Genomic DNA, 25,343 nt, shown 5'->3' on the forward strand with positions numbered 1-25,343 from the left:
TCCAATTAATATTAGTGGAAATTTTTAATTAAAAAAAGAAGAGTACAGCCATTACAGCTGTACCCTAGTCCCGTGAACAAGTTGCTAGGGAATACTGGTTCGCCAAAGAAAAAACGCCCCTAGGCGTCCTTTCCTTATATGTATGCTTTTAGACATCCAATTCCTTTAACCGTTCCAGCATATATCTCCTTACATCCGCGCCAAGATCGCCGCGCTCCAACGCGAAATCGATCGTTGCCTGGACGAAGCCCAGCTTGTCGCCGACATCATGCCTGCGTCCGTCAAAGCGATAGGCGGACAACGCTGCAATTTGATTCAGCTGCTGCAGACTATCGGTAAGCTGAATCTCTCCTGCCTTGCCCGGTGTCGCCCTCTCGAGCAGTCCGAATATGGCCGGGTCCAGCACGTAACGGCCGACAACCGCAAAATTGGAGGGCGCTTGTCCAAGTGCAGGCTTCTCGATAATATTGCGAACCCGAGCGATCTGCCGCCCTGCTTCGATATCGACGATGCCATATTTATGCGTCTGATCCCAAGGAACCTCCATCACCGCTACTACCGATGATCCTGTCTCCTCATACACTGCGATCATTTCACCCAAGCAAGGCGGGTCGGATTTGAGAATATCATCGCCAAGCAGCACCGCGAACGGCTCATCTGCAATGAAACGCCGAGCGCATAATACGGCATGTCCGAGCCCCAGCGGCTCCTTCTGACGAACATAGTAGATATCGGCAAGCTGGGATATTTTCCGGACCATCTCCAGCATTTCCTCATTGTGACGAGCCTCCAGCTCCATCTCCAGCTCAGCTGATTTGTCGAAATGGTCCTCGATGGCCCGTTTGTTCCGGCCGCTCACGATGACGATACTTTCAATCCCCGACTGAACAGCCTCTTCAACAATATATTGGATCGCTGGCTTATCGATGATGGGAAGCATTTCCTTTGGCTGCGCCTTCGTTGCAGGCAAAAATCTTGTACCTAATCCGCCAGCAGGAATGATCGCCTTCCTTATCCGCTTATCCATCTAAATATCGCTCCTCTTCATCTCCTTAATCGAAACTACTTCTTTTATCATAACCTTGATACTATTAATAATCTATGAACCTATGAGTGGATTTCGGCAAGCAGGACCAGAAGGCTTGCTCAAGCTAGCTCCCAACATGAACGTTGTATGAACGATATTGACACAAAGGTTAGTTTATAATAATTTTAAAGTAGTATTCATTACTTCATCATGTGATAACCCGAATGGAGGATATATATGGTACACAAAACTATTATTATCGGAACAGGTCCCGCTGGCTTGACGTCAGCTATTTATTTGGCTCGCGCGAACATGGAGCCGCTTGTTATTGAAGGCTGGCAGCCTGGCGGTCAATTGACGACTACAACGGAGGTTGAGAACTTCCCCGGCTTCCCAGACGGCATACTCGGCAGCGAGCTTATGTCCAACATGCGCAAGCAAGCACAGCGCTTCGGAGCAACATTCAAAACCGGCTCCGTCAAAAGCGTCGATTTCAGCAAACGTCCTTACACGCTTGACGTTGAAGGGCTTGGAGAGCTGCAAGCCGAGTCCATCATTATCTCGACTGGCGCATCCGCAAAATATCTCGGCATTCCGGGCGAGCAAGAAAATATCGGACGCGGCGTAAGCACTTGTGCAACCTGCGACGGCTTCTTCTTCCGCGGCAAAAAAATCATCGTTGTCGGCGGCGGCGACTCCGCGATGGAGGAAGCGGTATTCCTTACTCGTTTCGCCTCCGAGGTACGCCTTGTTCACCGTCGCGAAGAGCTTCGCGCATCGAAAATCATGCAGGACCGCGCTCGCGCCAACGACAAAATCGTTTGGAGCCTAAACAACACACCGCTTGAAGTCGCTGCTACGGGTATGGGCTTGCAAGGGTTGAAAGTACGCAATAACGAGACTGGCGAGGAAGAGCTTCTAGAAGCAGACGGCCTGTTTGTAACGATCGGCCATACGCCGAACACTGGGTTCCTTGGCGGCCAAATCGACTTGGATGAGCAAGGCTACATTATCGTGAAGCCAGGCACCTCCGAGACGAATATCCCAGGCGTATACGCATGCGGCGACGTGCAGGACCGCAATTATCGCCAAGCGATCACCGCTGCAGGCAGCGGCTGCATGGCTGCTCTAGACTGCGAACGTTTCTTGGAAGAACATGCACATGAGGCCGTTCACGCCTAAATTTTTTTTACAAAATAGACTGGTACAATATGTGCAAATTATGTATAATAAATGTGTTGAGAGATACAATAGAAAGGCAATGCTACCGCAACCATTTGTTCACCATATGCTTCGCGTGAGCGTCGCCTGAACAATTTTAATGGAAAAAGGTACAACCTCGGCTTTATGCAGGGGTTGTACCTTTTTCGCGTTTTAGAACCCTAAAATATAAGGAGCGATGAAAACATGCTATTAGAAGCTATTTATCACAGACCGAAGCAGAACTGGGCATACGCCTATGACGGCAAAACGCTGCACATTCGGCTGCGGACCAAAAAAGACGATGTTGCCGTTGTTGACGCGATCGTTGGAGACAAGTACGCTTGGGATCAAACGATCACGACGGTTCCGATGCATATTTTCACTTCTGATGCGTTGTTCGATTATTGGGAGACGGCTGTTATTCCTCCCTTCCGCCGCCTTCGCTATGCATTTCGTCTAACAAGCGGTACGGAAAGTATTTTGTTCACTGAAAAAGGCTTTGAGCTGAAGCTTCCGGACAATCCGAATACGTTTTTCGATTTTCCATATATTAATCCCATTGACGTTTTTGAGCCGCCAGCATGGGTGAAGGACGCTGTCTTCTATCAAATTTTCCCTGAGCGGTTCGCGAACGGCGACCCTTCTCTTGATCCTGAAAACGTTGAGCCATGGGGCGGCGAGCCCACTGCGAAAAACTTTTTTGGCGGCGACCTGCAGGGTGTAATCGATCACTTGGATCATATCGCCGAGCTCGGTGTTAATGCCGTTTACTTCACGCCTCTGTTTGAGGCGACAACGAACCATAAATACGATACGCAGGATTATATGAAGGTTGATCCGCATTTCGGCACGAATGAGAAGCTGAAGGAGCTGGTTGACGCTTGTCATGCGCGCGGCATTCGCGTGCTGCTCGATGCGGTGTTTAATCATTCCGGCAAAACATTTCCCCCGTTCGTCGATGCGCAGAAGAATGGACAGCAGTCCAAATATGCGGATTGGTTCCACGTGCGAGAATGGCCGCTGCAGGTGATCGACGGCGTTCCGACGTATGAGACGTTCGCTTTCGAACCGCTGATGCCAAAGCTTAACACGGAGCATCCTGAAGTAAAAAAATATTTGCTCGACGTCGCTCGCTACTGGATCGAAGAAATTGGCATCGACGGCTGGAGGCTGGACGTTGCCAACGAGGTGGATCATCAGTTTTGGCGCGAGTTCCGGCAAACGGTGAAGTCCGTGAATTCGGAAGCTTATATTTTGGGAGAGATTTGGCATGACTCGATGATGTGGCTGCAAGGTGACCAATTCGACGCAGTGATGAACTATCCGTTCACGAATGCGGTGCTTGATTTCTTCGCTTACCAGAAGATTGATGCTGGACAGTTCGCTTCTGCGATCGGCGCACAGCTCGCGGCTTACCCGCAGCAAATAACGGAGTCGGCGTTCAACCTGCTCGACAGCCATGACACCCCTCGTCTGCTTACGATCTGCGAGGACAACACAGAGGCAATGAAGCTTTCCTCGTTGTTTCAGCTTACCTATCCAGGTACGCCTTGCATCTACTACGGCGACGAGGTTGGCATTAACGGCGGCGGCGACCCAGGCTGCCGCAAATGCATGGTTTGGGATCCTTCGGAGCAGAACCTGGAGCTTCTGCAGTTCTATACGGCAGCTATCGGGCTGCGTCACAGCTACAGCGCTCTTCGCAGTGCGGACATTCGCTTCGTTCATGTCGGCGAAGCAGACGGCACCATCGCGTACGAGCGCCGCGATGGCGATCAGCGCCTGCTTATCGCGCTGAATGCGCGCGGCGAAGCTGCAGACCTGCGCTTCGCGGTTGATGCAGCGCCGGCCGCCATCGGCACAAAGCCGCACGCGATTGCGTTCACGGGCTTTGCTAAAGCGGCTGCTGCTGAAGGCAGCGACACGCTCCAAGCAACAGCAGCCAGCACTGACGCAGCAACAGCAGCTGTCGCATCGAAGGGCGGCGTCTCCGCTTGGACAACGCTGCTCTCGGGCATAGACAGCGCAACGGAAGACCAGACGCTGACAAGCAATGCGGCAGGTGAACTTAGCATCTCCTTGCCGGCATATGGCTATGTCATCTTGAAGCAAGTAACTGCGTAAGGCTAATTACTAGCGGCTGAAATCATTTACAAGGGGGCAGTCCTCTAAGTAGATAAATCTACTCGAAGGACTGCCCTTTTTTCATGAACAACGGACTGGCAGCCGTTTTATATGCTCCTTTAGGCAAGCCTCTTCATCAATTAATTCGATTTAACAAAACTAATTATAGAAATTGCCTCGAATTAAGTCCGCCAAAACGAATGAAACATCGATAAGACGTCCGAAGTCCCGCTAGACAAAGGAAGAGAATCCATGGCATAATGACTTAAACGATTAAGTGAATGAGATGGGGATGCTTTCGATGCCAGTTTTGCTTCGCAAAACCTTTAGGAGTTGATGTTCTTGAAAAAAGCTACGCTTAAGGATATTGCCAGAGCCGCTGAGGTTTCCGTCGCCACGGTCAGCTATGTAATCAACAATGTGCCGAATCAGACCATTCCGGAAGAAACGAGGTGTCGGGTGCTTGAGGCCGCCAAGCAGCTGAGCTATGTGCCGAATCTGGCCGCCAGATCATTGGTAAAGCAAAAGTCAGGTCTTATCGGCATCCTTATCAATCGATCGGAAAACGAAGGCTTTTGGCGAAGCTTTACTTATACGCATTTTGTTGAGCGGCTGGAGCGGCTTCTTACTGAACGCGGCTATCACGTTGTTCTCGCCACGCTTGACGCATCCAATCCAAAGCTGGATATCATATCAGAGCGCAAGCTTGACGGCGTATTCGTCGTCGACGTCAAGAAGGAATACTTTCATCTGATCTCGAGTCATTTTTCAGTTGGGGTACCGCTTATTGTGGTGGACAGCATCATTGAAGATCCGCTTTTCTATAAGGTCAACTATGATTATGAGGATGCTATTTCGAGGGCGAGCGAAATCTCCTCCCTGCACCAAAGCTATATTATTGCTGACCGCCCAAACAACAACGAGTTTGCAGATGCTATCCGCAGTCTTCCAGGTGTTGATGATCGCATGATCCACTTCATGGAAAGCGAGGTGAAGCTCAAGCAGTTTCTCGAGCAGCAAGGCGAAAAGCATGGCATCGTGCTTAATGAGTTTACTTCTATCCTGGCTGCCAGGTATGTCGAGCCTGCAAAATTAACCGTCATTTGCACTGCCGGTTGTCCGGAAATCTCACCTGCCGCTTCTCATCGCCTTCAATTTGGAGACCGTAAGCCCGAGGCAGCTTACCAGCTGATGCTTCAGCTGCTTGATGATCCGAATAATGGACCAAAGCACAAATATAGAAATGTAAAAGCCATTAATGATTAGCCGACAGCACTATATCACATACGAAAAATGATTTTACGGCAGTTGCTCAGCAGAGGCCTTCACGGCTGGACCAACCATGTGAAGGCAGAATAACTCTGCTTTTTAATATAATAACTTAAACGTTTAAGTTATTATAGACTTCTCTTTGCGATTAAACATGGGAGGTAATATTATGCTTGAGTTAGCCAAAGATAATGGTACAAAAGCAGCAACGAGTCAGCAACCAGACACAAGAGGTGCATCCATATGGAAAAACCGCACCTTTCTGTTCGTTTTTACGAGCTACAGCATATCTTTGCTGGGCAACACGTTCCACAGCATTGCACTTAATCTGTGGGTGCTGCAATCGACCGGGAGCGCTAAGCTAATGTCGGCTGTACTTATCACTCACCTTGTCATAAGCATGCTGTTCGGCTCATTTGCCGGTACGGTCGCGGATCGCAAGGACCGCAGAACGCTTATGTGGGTAACGGATATCGTCCGCTTCATTCTCGTCGCTGTCATCGCCATTTTGATCTATTTACCGAATGTACCCTTTATTTATATCATCCTATTAACCGGCCTGGTCGCATTCGCAGGGGTGTTTCGTGCGCCGGCCTTTCAGGCTTCCTTGGTGGAGATTGTCGGCAAGGAGCAGCTGACGCAGGCCGTCGGCGCGATCAGCATCTCGGATAATATGACCCGAATTATGGGCTTCGCATTAGGCGGAATTGCCGTGGCCGCGTTCGGAGGCGCCTTTGCTATTGCGATTGATGCCGCCGCCTTCCTGCTGTCGGCGATCCTGCTGCTTTTGGCAGGCAAATTCCCGTATAAAGCGGCCAAAGATGCCGCTACCACTGAAAAGGCCTCCTTCAAGCAGGATTTAGCCGACGGTTTCCGTTACGTGTGGAGTAACGCTTTTGCAAAAGCGGCCGTCATTCTTCTGCCAATTGTCATGTTTTTTTTCCTATCAACGTTCATGCTCATACAAGTAATGGCCGTTCAGGTATGGCAGGCGAAACCTTTTATCTTCGGGCTGCTGGAAGCTTGTATTCCGCTTGGCTATGTCATTGGCTCAATCGTAATTATGAGGCTCGACCGTCGCTTGAAAAACAGAGGGAAGTGGATATTGGGAAGCATGCTTCTAATGGGACCTATGTTTATAGCCATTGCTCAGATACCGGCAGCCGCTATCGCCCTGCCGCTCATCCTGCTTGTAGGCTTTTTGTTCTCGTTCAGTACAACAATTATATTTATCGTACTGCGGGTGGGCATCGATCCAGCGATGCAAGGCAGAGTGTTCGGGCTGCTCGGCGCCTTAACAAGCGTCGCTCCGCCTATCGGGCTCGCTGTATTCTCCAGCCTGTCCGATATTTATGGTCCGGCAATCATTATAACAATAAGCGGAGCGATGATGCTTATAGTCAGCATTTTGGCATACGTCCGTATGCCGTCATTTCGAAATTTCAATTAGAAGGCAGCTGATATCCAATAACCCTCTCATGCTTATCCAATCGACCATACCTGCTACGGCGAACTGCAGCTGTCCAGGTCCAATTTGGAGCAGCCCGAATCCGTGGCAGAGCGGTTGCTTTTGAAGCGCCGTGAGGCTTCTTTAACCCTTATTACAGATGAAGAAGCGTTATCATTTCGTCGGCTCGACACGTTGGGGATGAGACAAACTCCCATTCCAAGTTTTCCGCGTTTAATGCGACCAGAAGCTTTGAATTTCTCAACACAGTTGTGGGAGAGAGGAGATCGTACCCTCTTGCCACCCTCTCTTATCGACCACTGTGATAGCACCAAAAAAACAGTCGAGCAGATGATTCTGTCTGCTCGACTGTTCCTTGTTACTTCAATATAACCGTACTATACGCTGGTACTGTCAATGTACTTCCGTCAAGCTTCGCTTCGCCGTTGGAGCGTGCAATCTCCTTGAACGCGCCAAATGCTTTGGACGGCTGCAGTTCAGCTGTCTGCAGCTCGCCGGACAGGTTATGCACGACAAGCACGCGCTCCTTCTCCGTCACACGCACGAATATGCTGAGCTTCGAATTGGAAGGCTCTAGCTTAAACTCGGCAATAGCGCCGTCACGCAGCGCCGCCTCCTCATTCCGCCATGTAATCAGCTCGCGATAATGGCTTAGCAGCGACAGATCCTCCTCCAGCTGCGCTTCAACCGATACCGGCCCTGCCTCCACATTGTGACGCGAGCGCTCCCAGGTTGTCTGGCCTTCGCCGCCGCTTGGATCACTGTACCACAGCATCGGCTCGCGAATATACTCATCTGGCTTGGTGCCTTTCATACCGATCTCCTCGCCATAATAGAGGTAAGGAGTACCCGGCAGCGTCAGCAGAAGCGCCGCCGCCATCTTTGCATGATCAACATTGCCGTTCAGCACGCTCATGACGCGATCTTGGTCATGATTGCTAAGGAACGGTGCATCGACGAACGTACCGCCGGACGATTGTTCATATACGCCGTGCGCCCGGCCAAGCGAGAAGGCAAGATCAGGGTCCTGCTCACCGCTCGCCGCGCTCAGCAGACGATCGGCAAGATCGAAGTGAAACGCGGAATTTAGCGCTTGATCGAAGTAAGGCGCGATAACGGTAAGCGAATCCCATACCTCGCCAATCAAATAAGCGTCAGGATTCACTTCGTTCATTCCTGCACGGAATTCCTGCCACCACTTTTTATTAGCTGCTTGAATTTCCGGCGTATTTACTGTCGATTTAAAATCGCCGTAAATATGCTTGGCAGCGTCTAGACGGAAGCCATCCAGTCCCTGCTCCAGCCAGAACTGTCCGATCTTGATCATCTCTTCGCGAACCTTCGGCTCATCGAAGTTCAGATCCGGCATACCGCCCCAGAAAATGCCCAAATATTTGTCGCTTCCCTTCACATGCCATGGATTGCCGTCCACCGCTCCGTCAGCGGGAACCTTCTCATCAGCTGCTGCAAACGAATACCAGCTGCGATAAGGGCTGTTCGGATCGGCAAGCGCCTCTTTAAACCATGGATGCTCACTGCTGGAGTGATTAACGACAAGATCCATAATGATTTTAATATCGCGCTTATGCGCCTCCTCGAGCAGCCTCTTCAGGTCATCCATCGTGCCATACTCGGGATTAATCGAATAATAATCAGTTGTATCATAGCCGTGATAGCTTGGCGAAGCATTGATTGGCATCAACCAAATACCTCCGATGCCAAGCTGCTGCAAATAATCCAGCTTTGCCGTTACTCCGTTCAAATCGCCGATCCCATCTCCATCGGTGTCATAGAAGGACCGCACGAAAATCTCATAATAAACGACACCTGGCTGCTCATCCACCGCAAAGGAGGCAGGAACAACTTCAGCTTCGCCTGCATTCTGGACCGAATTAGCCGTTTCTGCAGGCGCATTTGTCTCATTCCCGCCATTGCTTCCTTCATTCGACGAGCAAGCCGCAAGTACAGCAAGCAGCATGATAAGCAGTGCCGCCGCCACTAGGCGATAATGCTTGTAAGTCATCTCATCATCCCTTCGATGCGCCGGACATCATGCCTTGCACCAGGAACCGTTGAAGGAAGACGAACAGAAGCGTAATTGGAATCGCGATAAGAATGGAACCTGCCGCGAACAACGTAAAGTTACTGTTCTGATAAGAGCTGACTAAATCCCACATCCCGACTGCGAGCGTCCAGTTTTCTTTACTGCGAAGAACCAATCTTGCGAAAATAAAGTCAACCCAAGCGCCCGTAAACGAAGTGAGTGCGACATAAGTCAGCATAGGACGTGATAGCGGAAGCATGATTTTGACGAAAACCTGCAGATGCGTTGCACCGTCTATACGAGCCGCCTCATCCAAGCTCCGCGGAATCGTATCGAAGAAACCTTTGACAACGAATCCTCCAAGCACGGAGCCTGCGGAATAAACGAGAATAAGTGCTGCATGCGTGTCGAGCAGGTTCAATTGAAGCAAGACAATAAAAATCGCGATCATACTCATAAAGCCCGGGAACATCCCCAAGACCAGCATGGTCGTCAGGATGTTTTTGCGGCCGCGGAAGCGGAAGCGTGACAAAGCATACATGCTGAGCGTAATAAGAATAGTCGAGAAAATCATCGTCAGCGTTGCAATTTTAAGCGTATTAATGTACCAAACCCCGTAACGGAAGCTTTGATTCGTAAACAATTCCTTATAATGCGCAAAGGTGAACGTATCCGGAATCAGAGTCGGGCTGTACAAGGATGTTCCTGGCCGCAAGGACGATAGCAGCACCCATAGAGCCGGATATATCGCACATACCGCGATAAAAATTAGAACCAGATAGCTCAGCGTCAGACGAACGAAGTTAGCGGATTTGCGTCCCATTTTCATTGGATCATATCCTCCTCTTTGAATGACCGCGAGCGGCGATAGTTCCAAATAGAGAAGGACGCCACGATCAAGAATATAACAATGCCGATTGCTGAAGCCATATTAAACTGGCTATTGTTTAGTGACAGCTTATAAAGCCAAGTAACGAGCAAGTCGGTGCTGCCTGCATAATGATAATCTCCCTTGACCGGATCACCGTTTGTAAGCAGGAAGATAACGTTAAAGTTATTGATATTTCCGGCAAACTGCATAATTAAGATCGGAGCAGTAGAGAAAAGTATGAACGGTATCGTAATAATTTTAAACTTCTGGAAGCCCGTAGCGCCGTCCACATCTGCAGCTTCATAAAGATCCTTCGGAATTGCAGTAAGCACGCCGAGAATAAGAACCATCGATACCGGGATACCAATCCACATATTAACCAAAATAACGGTAACCTTTGCCCAGAACGGATCGGTAAGCCAAGGCAGCTTACCTAAACCGAAGTAGCCCAAATACTGATTAATTGGACCAAATTGTCCGTTAAATAAATTACGCATAACAAGCAGTGAAATCAGCTGCGGAATGGCATATGGAATGATGAATATCGTGCGCCACAGCTTCTTGAAGCGAATACCCTTCGATTCGATTAGGATCGCAACGAGTATGCCTCCGAAATACGTGGTGAACGTTGCAATAACGGCCCAAACCATGGTCCATGTGAATACGCCGACAAAGGTACTGCTCCACGTTTTTAACGTTAACAAATTCGCAAACGTCTCAAATCCTACCCAATCCACCAGCTTAGCCGGCGGAATATGATCAGGCGACGCATAGTTCGTGAAAGCTAGCATGATCATGAAGATAATTGGCATAATGGTCAGGAACAATACGCCTAATGCAGGAATTGCAAGCATTAACAGCGGAAAATTTCTATCCGTTACATAGGCCCATGTCTCCTTGATCGTAGGAGCAGCAGCGCCCTTATCCCTCAAGCTTCCGTTCCGATGTGCATCGCGAATATTCATAATAAAGATTACAAGATAAACCGCGAACAGAAATAATGTAATTAAACCACTAATCAAAAGGTAAATGGAATGATCACCCTCTACAGGAACCATTACTCTGCCAACCTTTTCTAAGCCTTGCGTTTTTTCTCCGAGTGTAACGACACCCCAAATGGCCTTGCCTAAATTCGATATAAAATAAACAAGTGCTGCCACATTGACAGCCGTTAAAATCAAGCCTTTAACATACTGGCGGTTATACAATTGCCCAAGCCCCATATAGAGTGCTGACAAAATAGCCGCGGTGCTGCGATGACGATTCATACCGCCCGGCTCCCTTCCTTTCATATGAGTAACGCATGATCAAATACTTCTACAGAAATCCGACTCATAAACATCGGATCACCCGCCGAAACCATTCGGCGGGTGAATCCAATTATGAACGATTATTGAGCGGCTGCTGCTCCGTTATTCGCGTCCTTGATTTGCTGTACAGCATTATCAAGCGCTTCTTTCGCATCTTTGCCGGAGTTCCAAACGTCAGCGAAAGCTGCGCCGATTGGGCTCCATACGTTACCCATTTCAGGAATGGAAGGCATTGGTGTCGATTGGTTGAACTGCTCCAGGAAGCCTTTTACAATTTCATCGCCTTGAACCTTAGGATCATTTGCCGCTTCTATATTAGCAGGAAGTGCGCCTGTGATTTCAAAGTTTTTCAATTGTGCTTCTTTGGTCGAAGCATAGTACGAGAACAAACGCGCTGCATTCGGATATTTCGAGAAACGGTTAACATACCAAGCTTTGATACCAGAGAAGGAAGATGCCGGTTGACCATTGATGCTTGGCAATGGTGCTACACCGAAGTCAAGGCCAGCGGCTCTGTAGTCGCCAAGTGTCCAAGGTCCGTTGATATCCATTGCAAGCGTGCCGCCTGTGAAGAAGCCTTTTTTGATATCATAGTTGATGTCGCCGGAGTTCAATGGAAGAATGCTGTTTTTCAGAGAGCCATAGTAGGTCAAGCCTTCGATAGCACCTTCTGTGTTAAGACCGATGTCATCTTTGTTTTGGCCGTTATCGCCGTATACATAACCGCCAGTGGAGATGAACGGGTAGCTAAAATAGAAGTTGCCTACATCCCACATAAGAGCGTATTTATTGCTAGCCGGATCGTTGAACGTTTTCGCAAACTCAACAATCTCGTCGAATGTTTTTGGAGCTTCCGGGATCAATGCTTTGTTGTAGAACAAAGCGTAGGTTTCAACGGAACGAGGGTAGCCATAAAGCACGCCGTCATAAGAAACTGCATTTACTGCAATTTCGGAGTTAGCTGCTCTGGATTGCTCCTCATAGTAATCATTCGGCAGGATCAAGCCCGCTGTTACTGCTTTACCAAGGTTGTCATGCGGGAACAATATAACGTCTGCGCCAAGTCCTGCAGGGCCGTCAGTTACCAGCTTGTTAACTTGGTCTCCAGCGCCGATTTCCTCGAATTTAATTTCGATGCCGTATTTTTCAGTGAACTCCTTCGCGATTGCCTCAACGAATGGACGCTCTTCTTTACTTTCCCATACTAGCAGCGATGCGCCCTCTTCAGGAACGATATCTGCGTCAGCATCCTCTGCGCCTGCATTTGTGTTGCCGCCTGTATTATTAGCAGGAGCATTCGTTGCGTTACCACCTGTGTTGTTGCCTCCGTTGTTCGTGCCGCCGCATGCAGCAACGACAAACATCGCAACGATCATTGACAATACTAACCACTTTTTCATGCTAGGTGATCCCCCTTCATAATGTGTTTCCTACCCGTGCGAAACGCGCTTCTGCCCCGCAGGACTTTCTAGCCGCTTACGCTTGAATAGCTCCGCTCAAAAAATTCCATTCTGCCCTTTCTCCTAAAATGCTGTATTCGTACAAAGCCTACGCATACAAGCATTCGAACACCAACTTAATTTATGTAAGTATGATGCTCTATATGAGCGCAAACGTTTGTACATGCATTCCGAGAAAATACTGTGAAATCGGATTATTTGCCGTTTTCATCTTCTTTTTCATAATGGAATTGTTTTGAAAGCGTTCTATTCGTGTAATCATCATACAACAAAGCAAGGGATTTGTTAAAACGTTTGCACAGTCCGTTATAGAATGAAAATAAACGATTATCTTCGATTTCCATCATTTTTCTCATTCTGCTTCAGTTTTTTAACATTTGTGAAACCCCTTCCTAAGATATATATTTACTTTAATACATTAATTGCATTAGGATAAAGCATAGAATAAGCACAATAAGCATGCACGATTGCGCAATGGGGGCTCAAAATAATATGGTAACCATTAAGGATATTGCAAAAGCTGCCGGAGTATCTCCTTCCACTGTTTCCAGGGTGGTTTCCAATCACCCTCGAATCAGCAAGGCTACTTCGCTGAAAGTAAAACGTTTCATGGAAGAAATGGGTTATCATCCAAATGCAATGGCCAAAAGCCTTGTTTCGAATACAACCCAAACGCTTGCCATCATGCTGCCTCGCCCAGCTGAAGAGCTATTCCAGGATTTTTTCTTCGGTGAATTGCTGCGCGGAATACTTACCCAATCAACCAGAGCTGGTTATGATATGCTGCTGACTGCTGCTACCTCGCCTAGCGATGAGACCGAGACCATATCCCGCCTCGTATTCGGACGTCGCGTTGATGGCGTGATCCTGCTGTCCTCACGCGTGAATGATCCTTTAATTGACTTGCTGAACAAACATAATTTCCCAACCGTATTAATTGGACGCACGGAGAATCATCCTAATATTCTCTCCGTCGACAATAATAATGAACAAGCCGCTTACGATGCGACACAGCATTTAATTATTCAAGGTCATGAAAGGATCGGCTTCGTTAGTGGACCGCCATCGCTTACAGTTGCGCAGGATCGAATGGAAGGCTATCGCAGAGCCATGTATGATGCCGGCCTGCCAATTCGTTCCGAATGGATCGTTGAAGGCGAATTTCTGCAGCAAAGCGGCTATCGGGCTATGTCATTTATGATGAGCTTGCCTGAACGGCCAAGCGGTCTGGTCGTTATCGATGACGTTGTCGGCTTCGGCGTTCTCCGCGGTCTCACTGAGCTTGGCTATAAAGTTCCAGATGATCTCAGCTTAGTCAGCTTCAATAACATAGCGCTCTCGGAGCTTGCTACTCCTCCGATCAGCTCTATTGATATCGGGACTTATCAGCTTGGCTATACCGCTTCACAAATGCTTATTAGGCTCATTCAAGATGAGAACGTTCATCAAAACCGCATGATTATCCCGCACAGACTCATCGTCCGCGAATCCTCAATTCAAGCCGTATCTAAAAGGAGTTGACAGCATGTCGAATAAAAAACCATTTTTAGTCGATGCGATTATCGGTAACTCAAAGTTTCTCGCATCGCTCGGTCGCTCAGGAAAGATGTATCGCCTGTGGTGGCCGAATATTGATTTGCCGCAGCATGTCGATGCCATTCGCACCGGCATTCAGTTTGAGAATTCCGCTGTTTCTTGGTTCGATGAAGCCGCGGAGGGCTGGTCCCACGAAGCCGCTTATGTTCCAAAAACGAATATTTTGAGCGTAAGCGCACGTTCTGAGCAGCAGCCTGTTGGGATTGAAAGTCTTCACTTTGCAGTGCCGGACCAGGATCTTATTGTACGTGAATATACATTTACCAATACTGGCGACAAGCCAGTTTCCTTCTCATTTATCGTGCATTCTTCCTTCGTCGTCACTGAGAATCAGTTATATAATACAACAATGTTCAATGCGACCGATGACGCATTGGTTCATTTCCGCCATAAATATTATTTTGCGCTTTCAAGCGCAAACGTGTGCACAGGGTACCATGCAGGCTTAGCTTGGGACGCGGTTCAGAACGGCGAGCTTAACGGCAACAATATCGACATGCGACCGGACGGCGCTTTGAAATGGAGCATCGAAAGCCTCGCAGCCAATTCTTCGGTAACGATTCCCGTCTACATCACCGCTGGTCATGACGAGTCAGGCGCACTGCAGCAAATGCGTACCGCGAAGAGCAAAGCAAGCTCAGAATGGATCGCTGAAACGACAAGCTATTGGCATAATTTCATTGCTGCCGCAGCTCCATGTCCGATCGAGGATGCCGAAATTGCAGAGCTGTTTGATCGTTCTTTGCTTATGTTTAAGCTTATGAGCGATGAGCAGACAGGCAGCATTATTGCTGCGCCTGAGTTTGATGAAAACTTTGTACGCTGCGGCGGCTATTCCTATTGCTGGGGCCGTGATGCCGCGTTCATTACGACCGCTCTTGATAAAGCCGGACTTGGCTCGCTATCCGACAGCTTCTACGCTTGGACACTTACCGCCCAATCGCCTGACGGCTCCTGGCAGCAGCGCCATTATCACGATGGCAGCCTTGCGCCGTCCTGGGGACTTCAAATCGATGAAGGCTCGTCCATCATCTGGGGCATGTGGCAGCATTATTTGGAGAAGAAGGACAGCCGCTTCGCCGAGCTGGTATGGCCGGCGGTCGAGAAAGGCGCAGCCTTCCTCATGAGCTTCCTTGATGCGGAAACCGGTCTTCCTAGGCCTAGCATCGATCTATGGGAGGAGCGCGAAGCTTCGCATACTTACTCCTCGGCGGCAGTATACGGCGGCTTAACGGCTGCAGCTAGCTTTGCCGAGCTTGCTGGCCGTTCAGACCTTGCTAAGGCATGGACAGCCGCGGCTGAACGGATTTCGAACTCCATAACGGACCTATGCTGGAATGAGGAAGGCGGAAGCTTCTATCGCGGCATTAATCTCACCGTTAATGCGAGCAAGTACGAGCAGGCAGCAGCGACAGGCGCAACTGGAAAAATAACAGAAGCCAACAAAGGCTACAAGAAGCATGTGCTCGATCATGATCCGGTGCTCGACATCAGCTTGCTTGGCATCGCCGTACCATTCGAAGCGGTCCACGCGGACCACGACTACATGCGTCGTACCGCGGATGCTGTAGAAGCAGCATTGACTGTACCGGGAGTAGGCGGTATTAAGCGCTATGAGGATGATATCTACATCGGCGGCAATCCGTGGATTCTAACGACGCTGTGGCTGGCTCACTATCGCATTCAAACCGGCAGCATCGACGATGCGAAGCGCTTGCTCAAGTGGGCGATCGACCATCGCACAGAAACCGGTCTGCTCCCGGAGCAGGTGGACAAAAATACCGGCGAGACAGCATGGGTCGTTCCATTGACATGGTCTCATGCAATGTTTATCTTAACGATCTTTATGTTAGCTGAGGCAGAAGCAAAAGCTGCTCAATAATTCACTTATAAGGGGTTGCCCCAGAAGGTCGCAAATGACCTGTGGGGCGGCCCCTGTTTCAATTCACCCAAAAGTGGTGTAAATAGATTGACAAGAGCGTCCTAGTTTGTAATAATTATAAACAAGGATTTAGTCTAAAATTTAGAGGTGGATAAGATTTCTAGTCCATCTTATCATTCTCGTATTTACAGCACATTTATGGCGCAAACTATCACTACCATCAGAAAGGATGATACAAATGAAAAAAATTCAAGATCATTTAAATCTGCAAATCGCAAACTGGAGCGTACTTTACATTAAGCTGCACAACTACCATTGGTATGTGACCGGCCCTCAGTTTTTCACTCTGCATGCCAAATTCCAAGAGCTGTACGAGGAAGCCGCTCTTCACGTGGATGAGATCGCAGAGCGTCTGCTCGCAATCAAAGGAAAACCGATCGCGACCATGAAGGATTATTTGGAAACGTCCAGTGTGAAGGAAGCAACCGGCAAAGAGGATGCTGTACAAATGGTAGATCAGCTGATCAAGGATTTCACTAAGGTCATCGGCGAGCTGAAGGAAGGCATGGAAGCGGCGCAGGAGGCTGCTGACGAGACGACAGCCGACATGCTGCTCGCCATTCATACATCCCTGGAGAAGCATGTGTGGATGCTCAGCGCATTTAACGGAAAATAATGCTTCATAGCATAAGAAAGACTGCTCTCGGTCCATTGACCTAAGGAGCAGTCTTCCTTTTTTTCACGCTATTCGTTCCCCATCCGCAATCCGTCCGCAGCTTTAAGCGTAAGAGCCGCTCTTGCGATGATTCCGGCCTACCACTGCTGCTTTCGAACTAAATAAGCTTGATCTTACACCTTCCTGCTGTTTCCCCTGCCCATATCGCCTCGAGCGTATCGCCGTCGCGCAGCGCGGCAACACCTGCAGGCGTTCCGGTATAAATGATGTCGCCAGCGCCAAGTCCATAATGCGTGCCAACGTAGTGGATAAGCTCTGAAACGCTGAACAGCATATCGCTGGCATTGCCTCGCTGCGCCTCCACTCCACTTCTTATAAGAATGAACTCGTTTTGCGCCAGAGCCGCTTCGCCCGGATATGGAAGCCAATCACCGAGCGGGGCAGAACCCTTGAAGCCTTTGGCCGCCAGCCAAGGCTGTCCCTTCGCCTTCAGCTTGGATTGCACGTCTCGCAATGTCAAATCGAGTCCGAGTGTCATACCGTCAACAAGCTGATCCGCATCAATGCCAGGCTTGTAATCGCGTCCAATCCGAAGCACGATTTCCAGCTCAAAGTGCACCTCGCCGACATTCCCGGGCAGCTCAATAACGTTACCGTTCATTGACGCAACCGCGTGAGACGGCTTCGTGAATACAAGCGGCTCATCCGGCACCTCGTTGCCCAGCTCCAGTGCATGCAGCTTGTAATTGCGGCCAATACAGTAAATATTGCGAATGTCATTCGTGCTCATTGTTCACCATCCCCTCTACCGTAATCCGCCATTCAAAAGCTATTGCAGCCCGTTCGTTCAACTCTCGAAGCAAGCTCACTTTATTTCTGAGCGGCGATTTGCTCTGCCAGCTCATTCAGCTCGGTCCAACGATCCATCAGCTGTTCCAGCTTTCCCTCCAGCTGCTGCTGCTCCACAGCAAGCTCCTGCAGGCGAACCGAGTCGCTGCTCGCCTCTTCCATGCGTTCGGCAATCCTTGCCAGCTCCGCCTCCGCATCCGAAATCCAACCGTCAATCTGCTCAAAGTCCTTTTGCTCCTTATAGGACATCTTGAGCGCACGCTCACGGCCTGCGGGCTTCACCGCGCTGGCTTCCGCTTCAGCAGCCGGCGCTTTGGACGATCCGGCGGCTGTCTTGCCTGCAGCTGCAGGCTTGGAACCGGCAGCACCGCCATGCTTTTCCACAAATTCCTGATACTCCGTATAATTGCCTGTATGCTGCGCAATGACGCCATCGCCCTCGAAGGCAACAATTTTGTCAACCGTCCGGTCAAGAAAATAGCGATCATGGGAAACCACGAACACGACACCCGGAAAATCATCCAAATAATCCTCAAGCACAGTCAGCGTTGATATATCCAAATCATTCGTCGGCTCATCGAGCAGCAGCACGTTGGGCCCATTCATCAGAACGCGCAGCAGCTGCAAGCGCCGCTTCTCTCCGCCTGACAGCTTCGAGATGGGGGTCCACTGCATAGTCGGCGAGAATAAGAAGCGCTCCAGCATCTGGCCAGCGGATATCGTCATACCGTCCGCGGTCTTCACCTGCTCCGCTCCCTCGCGGATATACTCGATGACACGCAGCGATTGATCCATTTCCTCATGCTCCTGTGAGAACCAGCCCACATTAACCGTTGCGCCAAGCTCCACTGTTCCTTCATCCGGCTGCAGCCGGCCAGCTATGAGCTTCAGCAGCGTCGACTTGCCGCTTCCGTTGCGGCCGACGATACCTACACGATCCTCCGGAACGGCAATATAGCTAAAATTACGAATTAGCGTCCGCTCGCCAAAACGCTTCGTCACCTCTTCGATTTCAACAATCTTACGGCCAAGACGGCTAGACGCGACAGAAACATCCATTTTCCCGCCTGCTTGCTTAGGCGCATCAGCCTTCAACGCTTCAAAGCGATCTATCCGCGCCTTCTGCTTCGTCGTCCTTGCCTTCGCGCCCCGGCGAATCCATGCCAGCTCATTCCGGAGTAAATTTTGCCGCTTCGATTCCGATGCGGCTTCTCGTTCCTCCCGGTCCAGCTTCAGCTCAAGAAAGCGGCTATAGTTAGCCTGATAGAAATGAGCCTGCCCCTTATCCAGCTCAATGACGCGATTACTCACTCGATCAAGGAAATAGCGATCATGCGTAATCATGAGCAGCGCGCCTCTGCGTTTCTGCAGCATGCCCTCCAGCCAAGTAACCGAATCGTTGTCGATATGGTTCGTAGGCTCATCCAGGATAAGGATATCGGAGGGAAGCAGCAGCGCAGCCGCCATCGCCACCCGCTTGCGCTGACCGCCGGACAGCGTCTCGACCTTCGCTTCATAGTCGTTTATTCCCAGCTTCGAGAGCGCCATCTTCGCATCGCTCTCCAGCTGCCAGGCATCCAGCTCATCCATACGCTGGTTTGCTTTGATCAGCTGCTCCTGCAGCGCTTGATCGTTAGGTTTCAGCTCGATAGCCTCCAGCGCCGCGGCATAAGCCCGCACCGCGCTAAGCTGCGGCGAATCGCCGCCAAGCACATGCTCGAGCGTGGTCTCGCCCGGAGCAAAGACTGGGTCCTGCGCCAGCATGCGCACGGTTACCCGGTTGCCAATGGACACCGTCCCGGAATCCGCCGGCTCCAGCCCCGCAATAACCTTGAGAAACGTTGATTTTCCCGTCCCGTTCACGCCGATGATGCCGATTTTATCGCCATCCTCTACGCCAAACGTGACATCCTCGAACAACAGCTTCTCGCCATAGCTCTTCGTTATATGTTCAACAGACAATAAATGCATTGGACAAACCTACTTTTTTGGAATGATATAGCCGCAAGTGCAGCCACTCGTATCATACCACAAACCCGCTTTCTCTTCACTTTCCGAACGCATAGGACATACAAATCCGCAATAATGATGGTCATTAATTGTGAATGAAATGCCGATATACATAGTATAAGAAAGGAGGAATTCCTATGAATAACCCCTATCTCTTTATTTTTACCGGGACGAGCGGCTCCGGCCGTAAGTCAGCCGCCCATAAGGCACTGCGGGATACCGGTATCGTCCATATTCCATCCTGCACCGACCGGCCCCCGCGCGACAAGGAGCGTCCCGACGAGGACTATCGTTATGTCAGCGAGGAAAAGTTCGACATGCTGCATCAAAATGATTTTTTCACCGAAATGGTCAAAATCGACCGTTATCGTTACGGTATCGGCAGACGTTATCTCGATCTCGCCCTGAGCGCCGGAAAAAGTATTTATCTCATCCTTAATCGCGAGGGCTCGGACACGATCCGTCGGCTTTATGGCGAACGCGCCATACGTATCTTCATCTATGTCGATAAGCGGACCGTCTCTGAACGGCTGGAAAGCAAAGGCACCAGCCCGGAAATTTTGAACAGCTATCTGAGTCATTATACGGAGGAAGTGACTTATCGCAAGCACTGCGAGCATGTGATTGAGAATCTTTCGCTCGACCGTACCGCTGAGCAAATCAAAACAATCGTAAATAGCTATTTAAACAATAAATCATAATGTGATATAACACAAAAAAAGAGGGTGTCTCCATCGCAGATTCTACTGCGGGAGACACCCTCTTCTATTCTCAGCCTAAGAATTACCGTTTGCCGATCATATTCTCAGGACGAACATACTCATCGAACTGCTCTGATGTAAGCAAGCCGCTCGCGATAGCCGACTCCTTCAGCGTCAGCCCATTTTTGTGTGCGTTCTTCGCAATGGCCGCCGCATTCTCGTAGCCGATGTGCGGGTTCAGCGCCGTAACAAGCATCAGCGATTGATCAAGGTTGCGCTTGATTACCGCTTCGTTCGGCTCGATGCCGATCGCGCAATTGTCGTTGAACGATACCATGCCGTCAGCCATAAGCGCTACGGATTGCAGGAAGTTATAAATAATAACCGGCTTAAATACGTTAAGCTCGAAGTTGCCTTGGCTTGCAGCCATGGAAATCGCTGTATCGTTGCCGATGACCTGACATACGGCCATGGTGAGCGCTTCGCTTTGCGTCGGGTTTACTTTACCCGGCATGATCGAGCTGCCCGGCTCGTTCTCTGGAATCGAAATCTCTCCGATGCCGCAGCGCGGGCCGCTGGCCAGCCAGCGCACATCGTTGGCGATCTTCATCAAATCGGCAGCGAGCGCCTTGACTGCGCCATGCGTGTAGACGATCTGGTCATGGCTTGTGAGCGAGTGGAACTTATTCGCCGCTGTAATAAATTTTTTGCCTGTTAGTGTCGTTACTTCCTCTGCAACAGTTACCGCAAAATCAGGATGAGCGTTAAGACCCGTGCCTACAGCCGTACCTCCAAGAGCAAGATCGCGCATTTGCTCTACGCTTTGTACAAGCATCGCGCGCGTTCTGTCCAGCATGGAATACCAGCCGCTAATTTCTTGGCCAAGAGTAATTGGCGTCGCGTCCTGAAGATGCGTACGGCCGATTTTGACCAAATCGTTAAATTTCTCCGCTTTCGCGCGAAGCGTACCGTTCAGAAGGTCAATCGCAGGGAGCAAACGGTCCTCAAGCGCAATCACTCCCGCGATATGCATCGCAGCCGGGAACGTATCGTTTGAGCTTTGGGAACGGTTGACATCATCATTCGGGTGAATTCGCACATCGCTGCCGCGCTCTGCAAGCAGGCTGTTCGAGCGGTTCGCGATAACCTCGTTCACGTTCATATTCGTTTGCGTACCGCTGCCTGTCTGCCATACGACGAGCGGGAAGTGCTCATCCCATTTGCCGGCTACGATTTCATCAACCACTTCGCCGATAATCGCCGATTTTGCGGCATCCAATACGCCCAGCTTCTCGTTCGCGCGAGCGGCCGCTTTCTTAATATAAGCCATAGCGTAGACGACCTCGATCGGCATCCGCTCACCGCTAATTTTGAAGTTTTGCAGGCTCCGCTGCGTTTGCGCGCCCCACAGCTTGTCCGCAGGAACCTGAATTTCCCCCATCGTATCCTTCTCAATCCGATAATCCATGAATAGAACGACTCCTTTTTTCCAATTGATAGGTCTAAGAATGACTCTGCTTCTGTTATAACGCTATTCTCGCTCAGAATCAAGCAATCACTGGCATAACGATGTTAAGAAATTGTGAGAAATGAAATGATTTCCGTTTTGCACATTCATTCGGCTGATGGTTAGGCGTATGCATGGCCAGCATCAGCTTGCCTCACGCTTCAGCATCGGTCACAAAGCCCCTTCACACATTCAACGTAAAAATACCCCGACAGAGCTTGCCACTCCATCAGAGTATTGTTTTACTGGCCTTTCGCCTCTCTGTAGGCTGCGATATATGCCGCGGCCTTCTGCTCAATCAGCGAGTAATCGCCGGTTTTCACCGCGTCCTTCGTCAAATCGGAGCCGATGCCTACCGCTACCGCGCCCGCTTTGACCCAATCCTTCAGATTATCGAGCGATACGCCGCCAGTCGGCATAATGTTCGCCTGCGGCAGCGGTCCTTTAATGGACGGAATGACGCTCGGCGAATAGAGGTTTCCAGGAAATAGCTTCACGACATCGACGCCTAGCTCAAGCGCGCTTTGGATTTCGTGGATCGTCATTGTGCCCGGCATAACCGGAATCGCATAACGGTTGCAAAGCTTAATCGTATCCGGATTCAATGCTGGAGCAACGACATACTCTGCCCCTGCCAAGATCGCAGCGCGAGCCGTCTCCGGATCCAGCACCGTGCCTACGCCGATAATGGCGTAATTGTCCGCATCAGGCGCAGCCGAGCTGGAGTATTCCTTCGATAGCTGCTCGATCGCGCGAAGCGCGAACGGTACCGTCATCGTAATCTCTATCGCTTTGATGCCGCCCTTGATCGCGCGGCGCGCCATTTCCGCCACTTCCTCCGGCGAGTCGGCCCGCAATACCGCTACAACGCCCGCTTCCACAAGCTGCTGCAGCACTTTCAGCTTTTTCATCCGCCTGTCCCTCTCCCTATTTTGTTCATATTTATTCGAAAATGTTCTATCACTATCGCCCATTATATGCCGATCGAACTATTCTTTAATGGCTTCCCTACTTGGCGTAGTCGATTTCGAGAAACTTCTCGACCTCCGTCAGCCAACGCTCATTCACAAATTGAACATGCAGCGGATGCTCATTGTACGCATCATAATTGGCCTGATTGGCAAATTCCATGGCAAAGCCGAAGTCGTAGTCGTTTTTCGCGCTTACTTGCTTATATAGTTGGAAGTTCGTCACGGCTGGAATGGAAGTCAGAATGCGCTGTCCATCCTCCAGAAACTTACGCTCCCCCTCCGAGCCCTTCTCGTGCTTCAGGCTAAAAATAACCGAATGCAAAATCCATTCTTTCGATTGTGCTGCCATATCGATCGCTCCCTATTCTATTGATTTTGACTCTTATATTTTAAAATAACATAAATAACCAGCTGTAAGAAACAAGAATTACCTCGGGGCGTTATGATGGAGCATCTGGCTCCATAATCGTTTGGTCCTGGTGAGCATCGATAAAACTCCGCTAAAATGACCGACCTCCCGCAAAGCTTCCAGATTGTTCTCTCCTGCTCGTTCGTTTTTTCTGATAGAATGAAGAGCATGAGTAAGTGACTAATCGGGGGTATAGATTTTGGACTATATTGTACTAGACATTGAATTTAACGGACGCAAGTTCGCGAGCGAGCTGCCGATGGAGGTTATTGAAATTGGGGCCGTTCGTTTAAACAGCAAGCTGGAGCAAACAGATGAGTTCTCTGCCTTGATCAAACCGGTCTACTTCTCCAAGCTGAACAACTTCATTAAGAAGAAAACGGGCATTCCGCAGGAGGATATCGACCGGGCGAGCCGTTTCCCTAAGGTCATTGGCGATTTCATCGCATGGCTGAGCCGCAGCGAACAATTTCTGCTCCTAACTTGGGGCGGTGAAGATATGAAACGAATCGTTTTCGATACACGGATGCATAAGCTCGATGACAGCATTTGGCTCGCTGCGGACTATTTCGATTTGTTGAAGGGCTACACTCGTTATAAAGACGTAACGAACGACGTCAGTGTCGAGGCCGCTTTGCTCGATCTGGATATACCGGCTGAAGGCTCTGCACACCGCGCCTTGGATGACGCTCGCATGACAGCAGAGGTGTTCCGTAAAATTTATACCGAGCTGGACTTCGAGCTGAAGCAGCAGTTCAAGGATACGTATACCAATGCAAAAGAGCGCAGAATGGTCAAAAACGCGATTCGCACAATGACCTCACAGAAAATTAAACCGCAATGGGAAGTGTTCGCCGAGAAATATTTGGCGGGTAAAGCCTCCTTCGAGGATGTGCGGAAGATCGCGGAGCTGCAGCAATACTTTGAGGCTGAGCTGGAGAAGGCTGCAACCAAGTCCACTGCCGGACAGGCGGGATAGGACAAGCCTCTTTTTATGAAACTAAACACGAAGCCTCTCGCATCCTATGAACTGCTCTATATAATCGGAATAATAGCCATATCCTTCTCTTCCATATTTGTTCGATGGTCAAGCGCTGACGTAGCTGTTATCGCCATGTACCGTTTGTATTTGACTAACCTGCTCATGCTGCCGCTGGTTTGGAAATATCGCGAGGAGCTGTTCGCTCTGAACGCCAGGCAGTGGCTTTTGCTATCGGCATCCGGCGTTATGCTTGGTCTGCATTTCCTCCTGTGGATGGCCTCGCTTCGATTAACGACCGTTGCCAGCTCTACCGTTATTTTGACGCTGGAGCCTGTGCTCGTAATGCTCGGCTCTTATTTCATATTCCGTGTGAGAGCAAACCGCATGATGCTATGGGGAATGGGCATAGCCATGATTGGCTCCATCGTCATTGGCTCTGGCGACTTCAGCCTATCGGGAGATGCGCTGCTAGGCGATATTCTTTCGTTTCTTGGAGCGGCTGCTGTCGCCGTTCATATGCTGATCGGCAAGCAGCTTCGCGAGAATATAAGCGCCTTTGCTTATAACTTCTCGGTATTTTTTATTGCCGCTACTGCTCTTGCCGCTTACAACATCGTGCGAGGCAACCCCTTCACTGGCTACAGCTCTAAGGAATGGGGCATCTTCCTGCTGCTGGCGATCGTTCCGACGCTATTTGGACATTACTTGTTCAACTGGCTGCTAAAGCATATGAGCGCCGCCAGCGTATCCATGTCCGTGCTAGGCGAGCCGGTCATCGCCTCCCTGCTGGCATGGGTACTGCTGAAGGAAGCCTTAACCGCCTACCAGCTTTGCGCTGGCGCATTGATCCTATTCGGCGTATGGCTGTTCATTCGACACGGGAAGGAATAGCTTCCGCTATTAGTTCCATTCCATAGCATTATTTTATGTTTGTCTGAAGGAAGCACTCTCTTAAATCCGCTGTATCTCAAATCTTTTAACTGA

Annotated in this window: 21 protein-coding genes; 11 read left to right on the forward strand and 10 right to left on the reverse strand. The window is 49.9% G+C overall.

Annotated features, from left to right (window positions below; translation table 11 throughout):
* Positions 1-148: 148 nt before the first annotated feature.
* Positions 149-1,027, reverse strand: coding sequence for a UTP--glucose-1-phosphate uridylyltransferase GalU (galU, locus tag ACO9K6_RS08115; protein WP_424767043.1), 879 nt, complete (start codon positions 1,025-1,027; stop codon positions 149-151).
* 237 nt (positions 1,028-1,264) lie between these two features.
* Between galU and trxB the strand changes: the two genes are divergently transcribed.
* The 5 genes from trxB (at position 1,265) to ACO9K6_RS08140 (ending at position 7,463) form a co-directional block, all read left to right on the forward strand.
* Positions 1,265-2,209 carry a thioredoxin-disulfide reductase gene (trxB, locus tag ACO9K6_RS08120; RefSeq protein WP_424767044.1) on the forward strand — a complete coding sequence of 315 codons (945 nt, stop codon included), beginning with the start codon at positions 1,265-1,267 and terminating at the stop codon, positions 2,207-2,209.
* Positions 2,210-2,434: 225 nt separating this feature from the next.
* Positions 2,435-4,354, forward strand: a complete 1,920-nt coding sequence (locus tag ACO9K6_RS08125) for a glycoside hydrolase family 13 protein (RefSeq protein ID WP_424767045.1) — start codon at positions 2,435-2,437, stop codon at positions 4,352-4,354.
* 342 nt (positions 4,355-4,696) lie between these two features.
* The gene (locus tag ACO9K6_RS08130; RefSeq protein WP_424767046.1) at positions 4,697-5,620 is read left to right on the forward strand and encodes a LacI family DNA-binding transcriptional regulator; all 924 of its coding nucleotides are present in this window, start codon (positions 4,697-4,699) and stop codon (positions 5,618-5,620) included.
* 172 nt (positions 5,621-5,792) lie between these two features.
* Positions 5,793-7,073 carry an MFS transporter gene (locus ACO9K6_RS08135; protein ID WP_424767047.1) on the forward strand — a complete coding sequence of 427 codons (1,281 nt, stop codon included), beginning with the start codon at positions 5,793-5,795 and terminating at the stop codon, positions 7,071-7,073.
* Positions 7,074-7,175: 102 nt separating this feature from the next.
* Positions 7,176-7,463, forward strand: a complete 288-nt coding sequence (locus ACO9K6_RS08140) for a hypothetical protein (RefSeq protein WP_424767048.1) — start codon at positions 7,176-7,178, stop codon at positions 7,461-7,463.
* On the opposite strand, the gene ACO9K6_RS08145 is transcribed toward ACO9K6_RS08140, so the two are convergent.
* From ACO9K6_RS08145 to ACO9K6_RS08160, 4 genes are all read right to left on the reverse strand, one after another.
* Positions 7,450-9,114, reverse strand: coding sequence for an alpha-amylase family glycosyl hydrolase (locus ACO9K6_RS08145; protein WP_424767049.1), 1,665 nt, complete (start codon positions 9,112-9,114; stop codon positions 7,450-7,452). The genes ACO9K6_RS08140 and ACO9K6_RS08145 overlap by 14 nt on opposite strands.
* Before the next feature lie 4 nt (positions 9,115-9,118).
* The gene (locus ACO9K6_RS08150) at positions 9,119-9,958 is read right to left on the reverse strand and encodes a sugar ABC transporter permease (RefSeq protein ID WP_424767102.1); all 840 of its coding nucleotides are present in this window, start codon (positions 9,956-9,958) and stop codon (positions 9,119-9,121) included.
* A 2-nt stretch (positions 9,959-9,960) separates the two neighbouring features.
* A complete protein-coding gene (locus ACO9K6_RS08155) occupies positions 9,961-11,274 on the reverse strand; it encodes a carbohydrate ABC transporter permease (RefSeq protein ID WP_424767050.1) in 1,314 nt (437 codons plus the stop codon).
* Between the two features lie 122 nt (positions 11,275-11,396).
* Positions 11,397-12,716: a sugar ABC transporter substrate-binding protein gene (locus ACO9K6_RS08160; RefSeq protein ID WP_424767051.1), complete on the reverse strand. Its 1,320-nt coding sequence runs from the start codon at positions 12,714-12,716 to the stop codon at positions 11,397-11,399.
* 552 nt (positions 12,717-13,268) lie between these two features.
* On the opposite strand from ACO9K6_RS08160, the gene ACO9K6_RS08165 reads away from it, so the two are divergent.
* From ACO9K6_RS08165 to ACO9K6_RS08175, 3 genes are all read left to right on the forward strand, one after another.
* Positions 13,269-14,297 carry a LacI family DNA-binding transcriptional regulator gene (locus ACO9K6_RS08165; RefSeq protein ID WP_424767052.1) on the forward strand — a complete coding sequence of 343 codons (1,029 nt, stop codon included), beginning with the start codon at positions 13,269-13,271 and terminating at the stop codon, positions 14,295-14,297.
* Positions 14,298-14,301: 4 nt separating this feature from the next.
* Positions 14,302-16,254 carry a glycoside hydrolase family 15 protein gene (locus ACO9K6_RS08170; protein WP_424767053.1) on the forward strand — a complete coding sequence of 651 codons (1,953 nt, stop codon included), beginning with the start codon at positions 14,302-14,304 and terminating at the stop codon, positions 16,252-16,254.
* 229 nt (positions 16,255-16,483) lie between these two features.
* Complete coding sequence (locus tag ACO9K6_RS08175) at positions 16,484-16,930, forward strand: Dps family protein (protein ID WP_424767054.1); 447 nt, start codon at positions 16,484-16,486, stop codon at positions 16,928-16,930.
* A gap of 157 nt (positions 16,931-17,087) precedes the next feature.
* Here ACO9K6_RS08175 and ACO9K6_RS08180 read toward each other — a convergent pair whose 3' ends face one another.
* Both ACO9K6_RS08180 and ACO9K6_RS08185 read right to left on the reverse strand, forming a co-directional pair.
* A complete protein-coding gene (locus ACO9K6_RS08180; protein WP_424767055.1) occupies positions 17,088-17,720 on the reverse strand; it encodes a fumarylacetoacetate hydrolase family protein in 633 nt (210 codons plus the stop codon).
* Between the two features lie 80 nt (positions 17,721-17,800).
* A complete protein-coding gene (locus ACO9K6_RS08185) occupies positions 17,801-19,750 on the reverse strand; it encodes an ABC-F family ATP-binding cassette domain-containing protein (protein ID WP_424767056.1) in 1,950 nt (649 codons plus the stop codon).
* Positions 19,751-19,926: 176 nt separating this feature from the next.
* On the opposite strand from ACO9K6_RS08185, the gene ACO9K6_RS08190 reads away from it, so the two are divergent.
* Complete coding sequence (locus ACO9K6_RS08190; RefSeq protein WP_424767057.1) at positions 19,927-20,490, forward strand: guanylate kinase; 564 nt, start codon at positions 19,927-19,929, stop codon at positions 20,488-20,490.
* 82 nt (positions 20,491-20,572) lie between these two features.
* Here the strand turns inward: ACO9K6_RS08190 and fumC are convergent, their stop codons facing one another.
* The 3 genes from fumC to ACO9K6_RS08205 form a co-directional block, all read right to left on the reverse strand.
* Positions 20,573-21,958 carry a class II fumarate hydratase gene (gene fumC, locus ACO9K6_RS08195; RefSeq protein WP_424767058.1) on the reverse strand — a complete coding sequence of 462 codons (1,386 nt, stop codon included), beginning with the start codon at positions 21,956-21,958 and terminating at the stop codon, positions 20,573-20,575.
* Between the two features lie 281 nt (positions 21,959-22,239).
* Complete coding sequence (locus ACO9K6_RS08200) at positions 22,240-22,908, reverse strand: bifunctional 2-keto-4-hydroxyglutarate aldolase/2-keto-3-deoxy-6-phosphogluconate aldolase (RefSeq protein WP_424767059.1); 669 nt, start codon at positions 22,906-22,908, stop codon at positions 22,240-22,242.
* A gap of 97 nt (positions 22,909-23,005) precedes the next feature.
* Positions 23,006-23,317, reverse strand: coding sequence for a Dabb family protein (locus ACO9K6_RS08205; protein WP_424767060.1), 312 nt, complete (start codon positions 23,315-23,317; stop codon positions 23,006-23,008).
* A gap of 259 nt (positions 23,318-23,576) precedes the next feature.
* On the opposite strand from ACO9K6_RS08205, the gene ACO9K6_RS08210 reads away from it, so the two are divergent.
* Entirely contained in the window at positions 23,577-24,356 is a 780-nt protein-coding gene (locus ACO9K6_RS08210; RefSeq protein WP_424767061.1) for a 3'-5' exonuclease, read from the forward strand.
* Positions 24,357-24,371: 15 nt separating this feature from the next.
* Positions 24,372-25,250: a DMT family transporter gene (locus ACO9K6_RS08215; protein ID WP_424767062.1), complete on the forward strand. Its 879-nt coding sequence runs from the start codon at positions 24,372-24,374 to the stop codon at positions 25,248-25,250.
* Positions 25,251-25,343: the final 93 nt, after the last annotated feature.

Origin of the sequence: Paenibacillus praedii, from assembly GCF_049725345.1 — a bacterium.
GTDB lineage: Bacteria > Bacillota > Bacilli > Paenibacillales > Paenibacillaceae > Pristimantibacillus.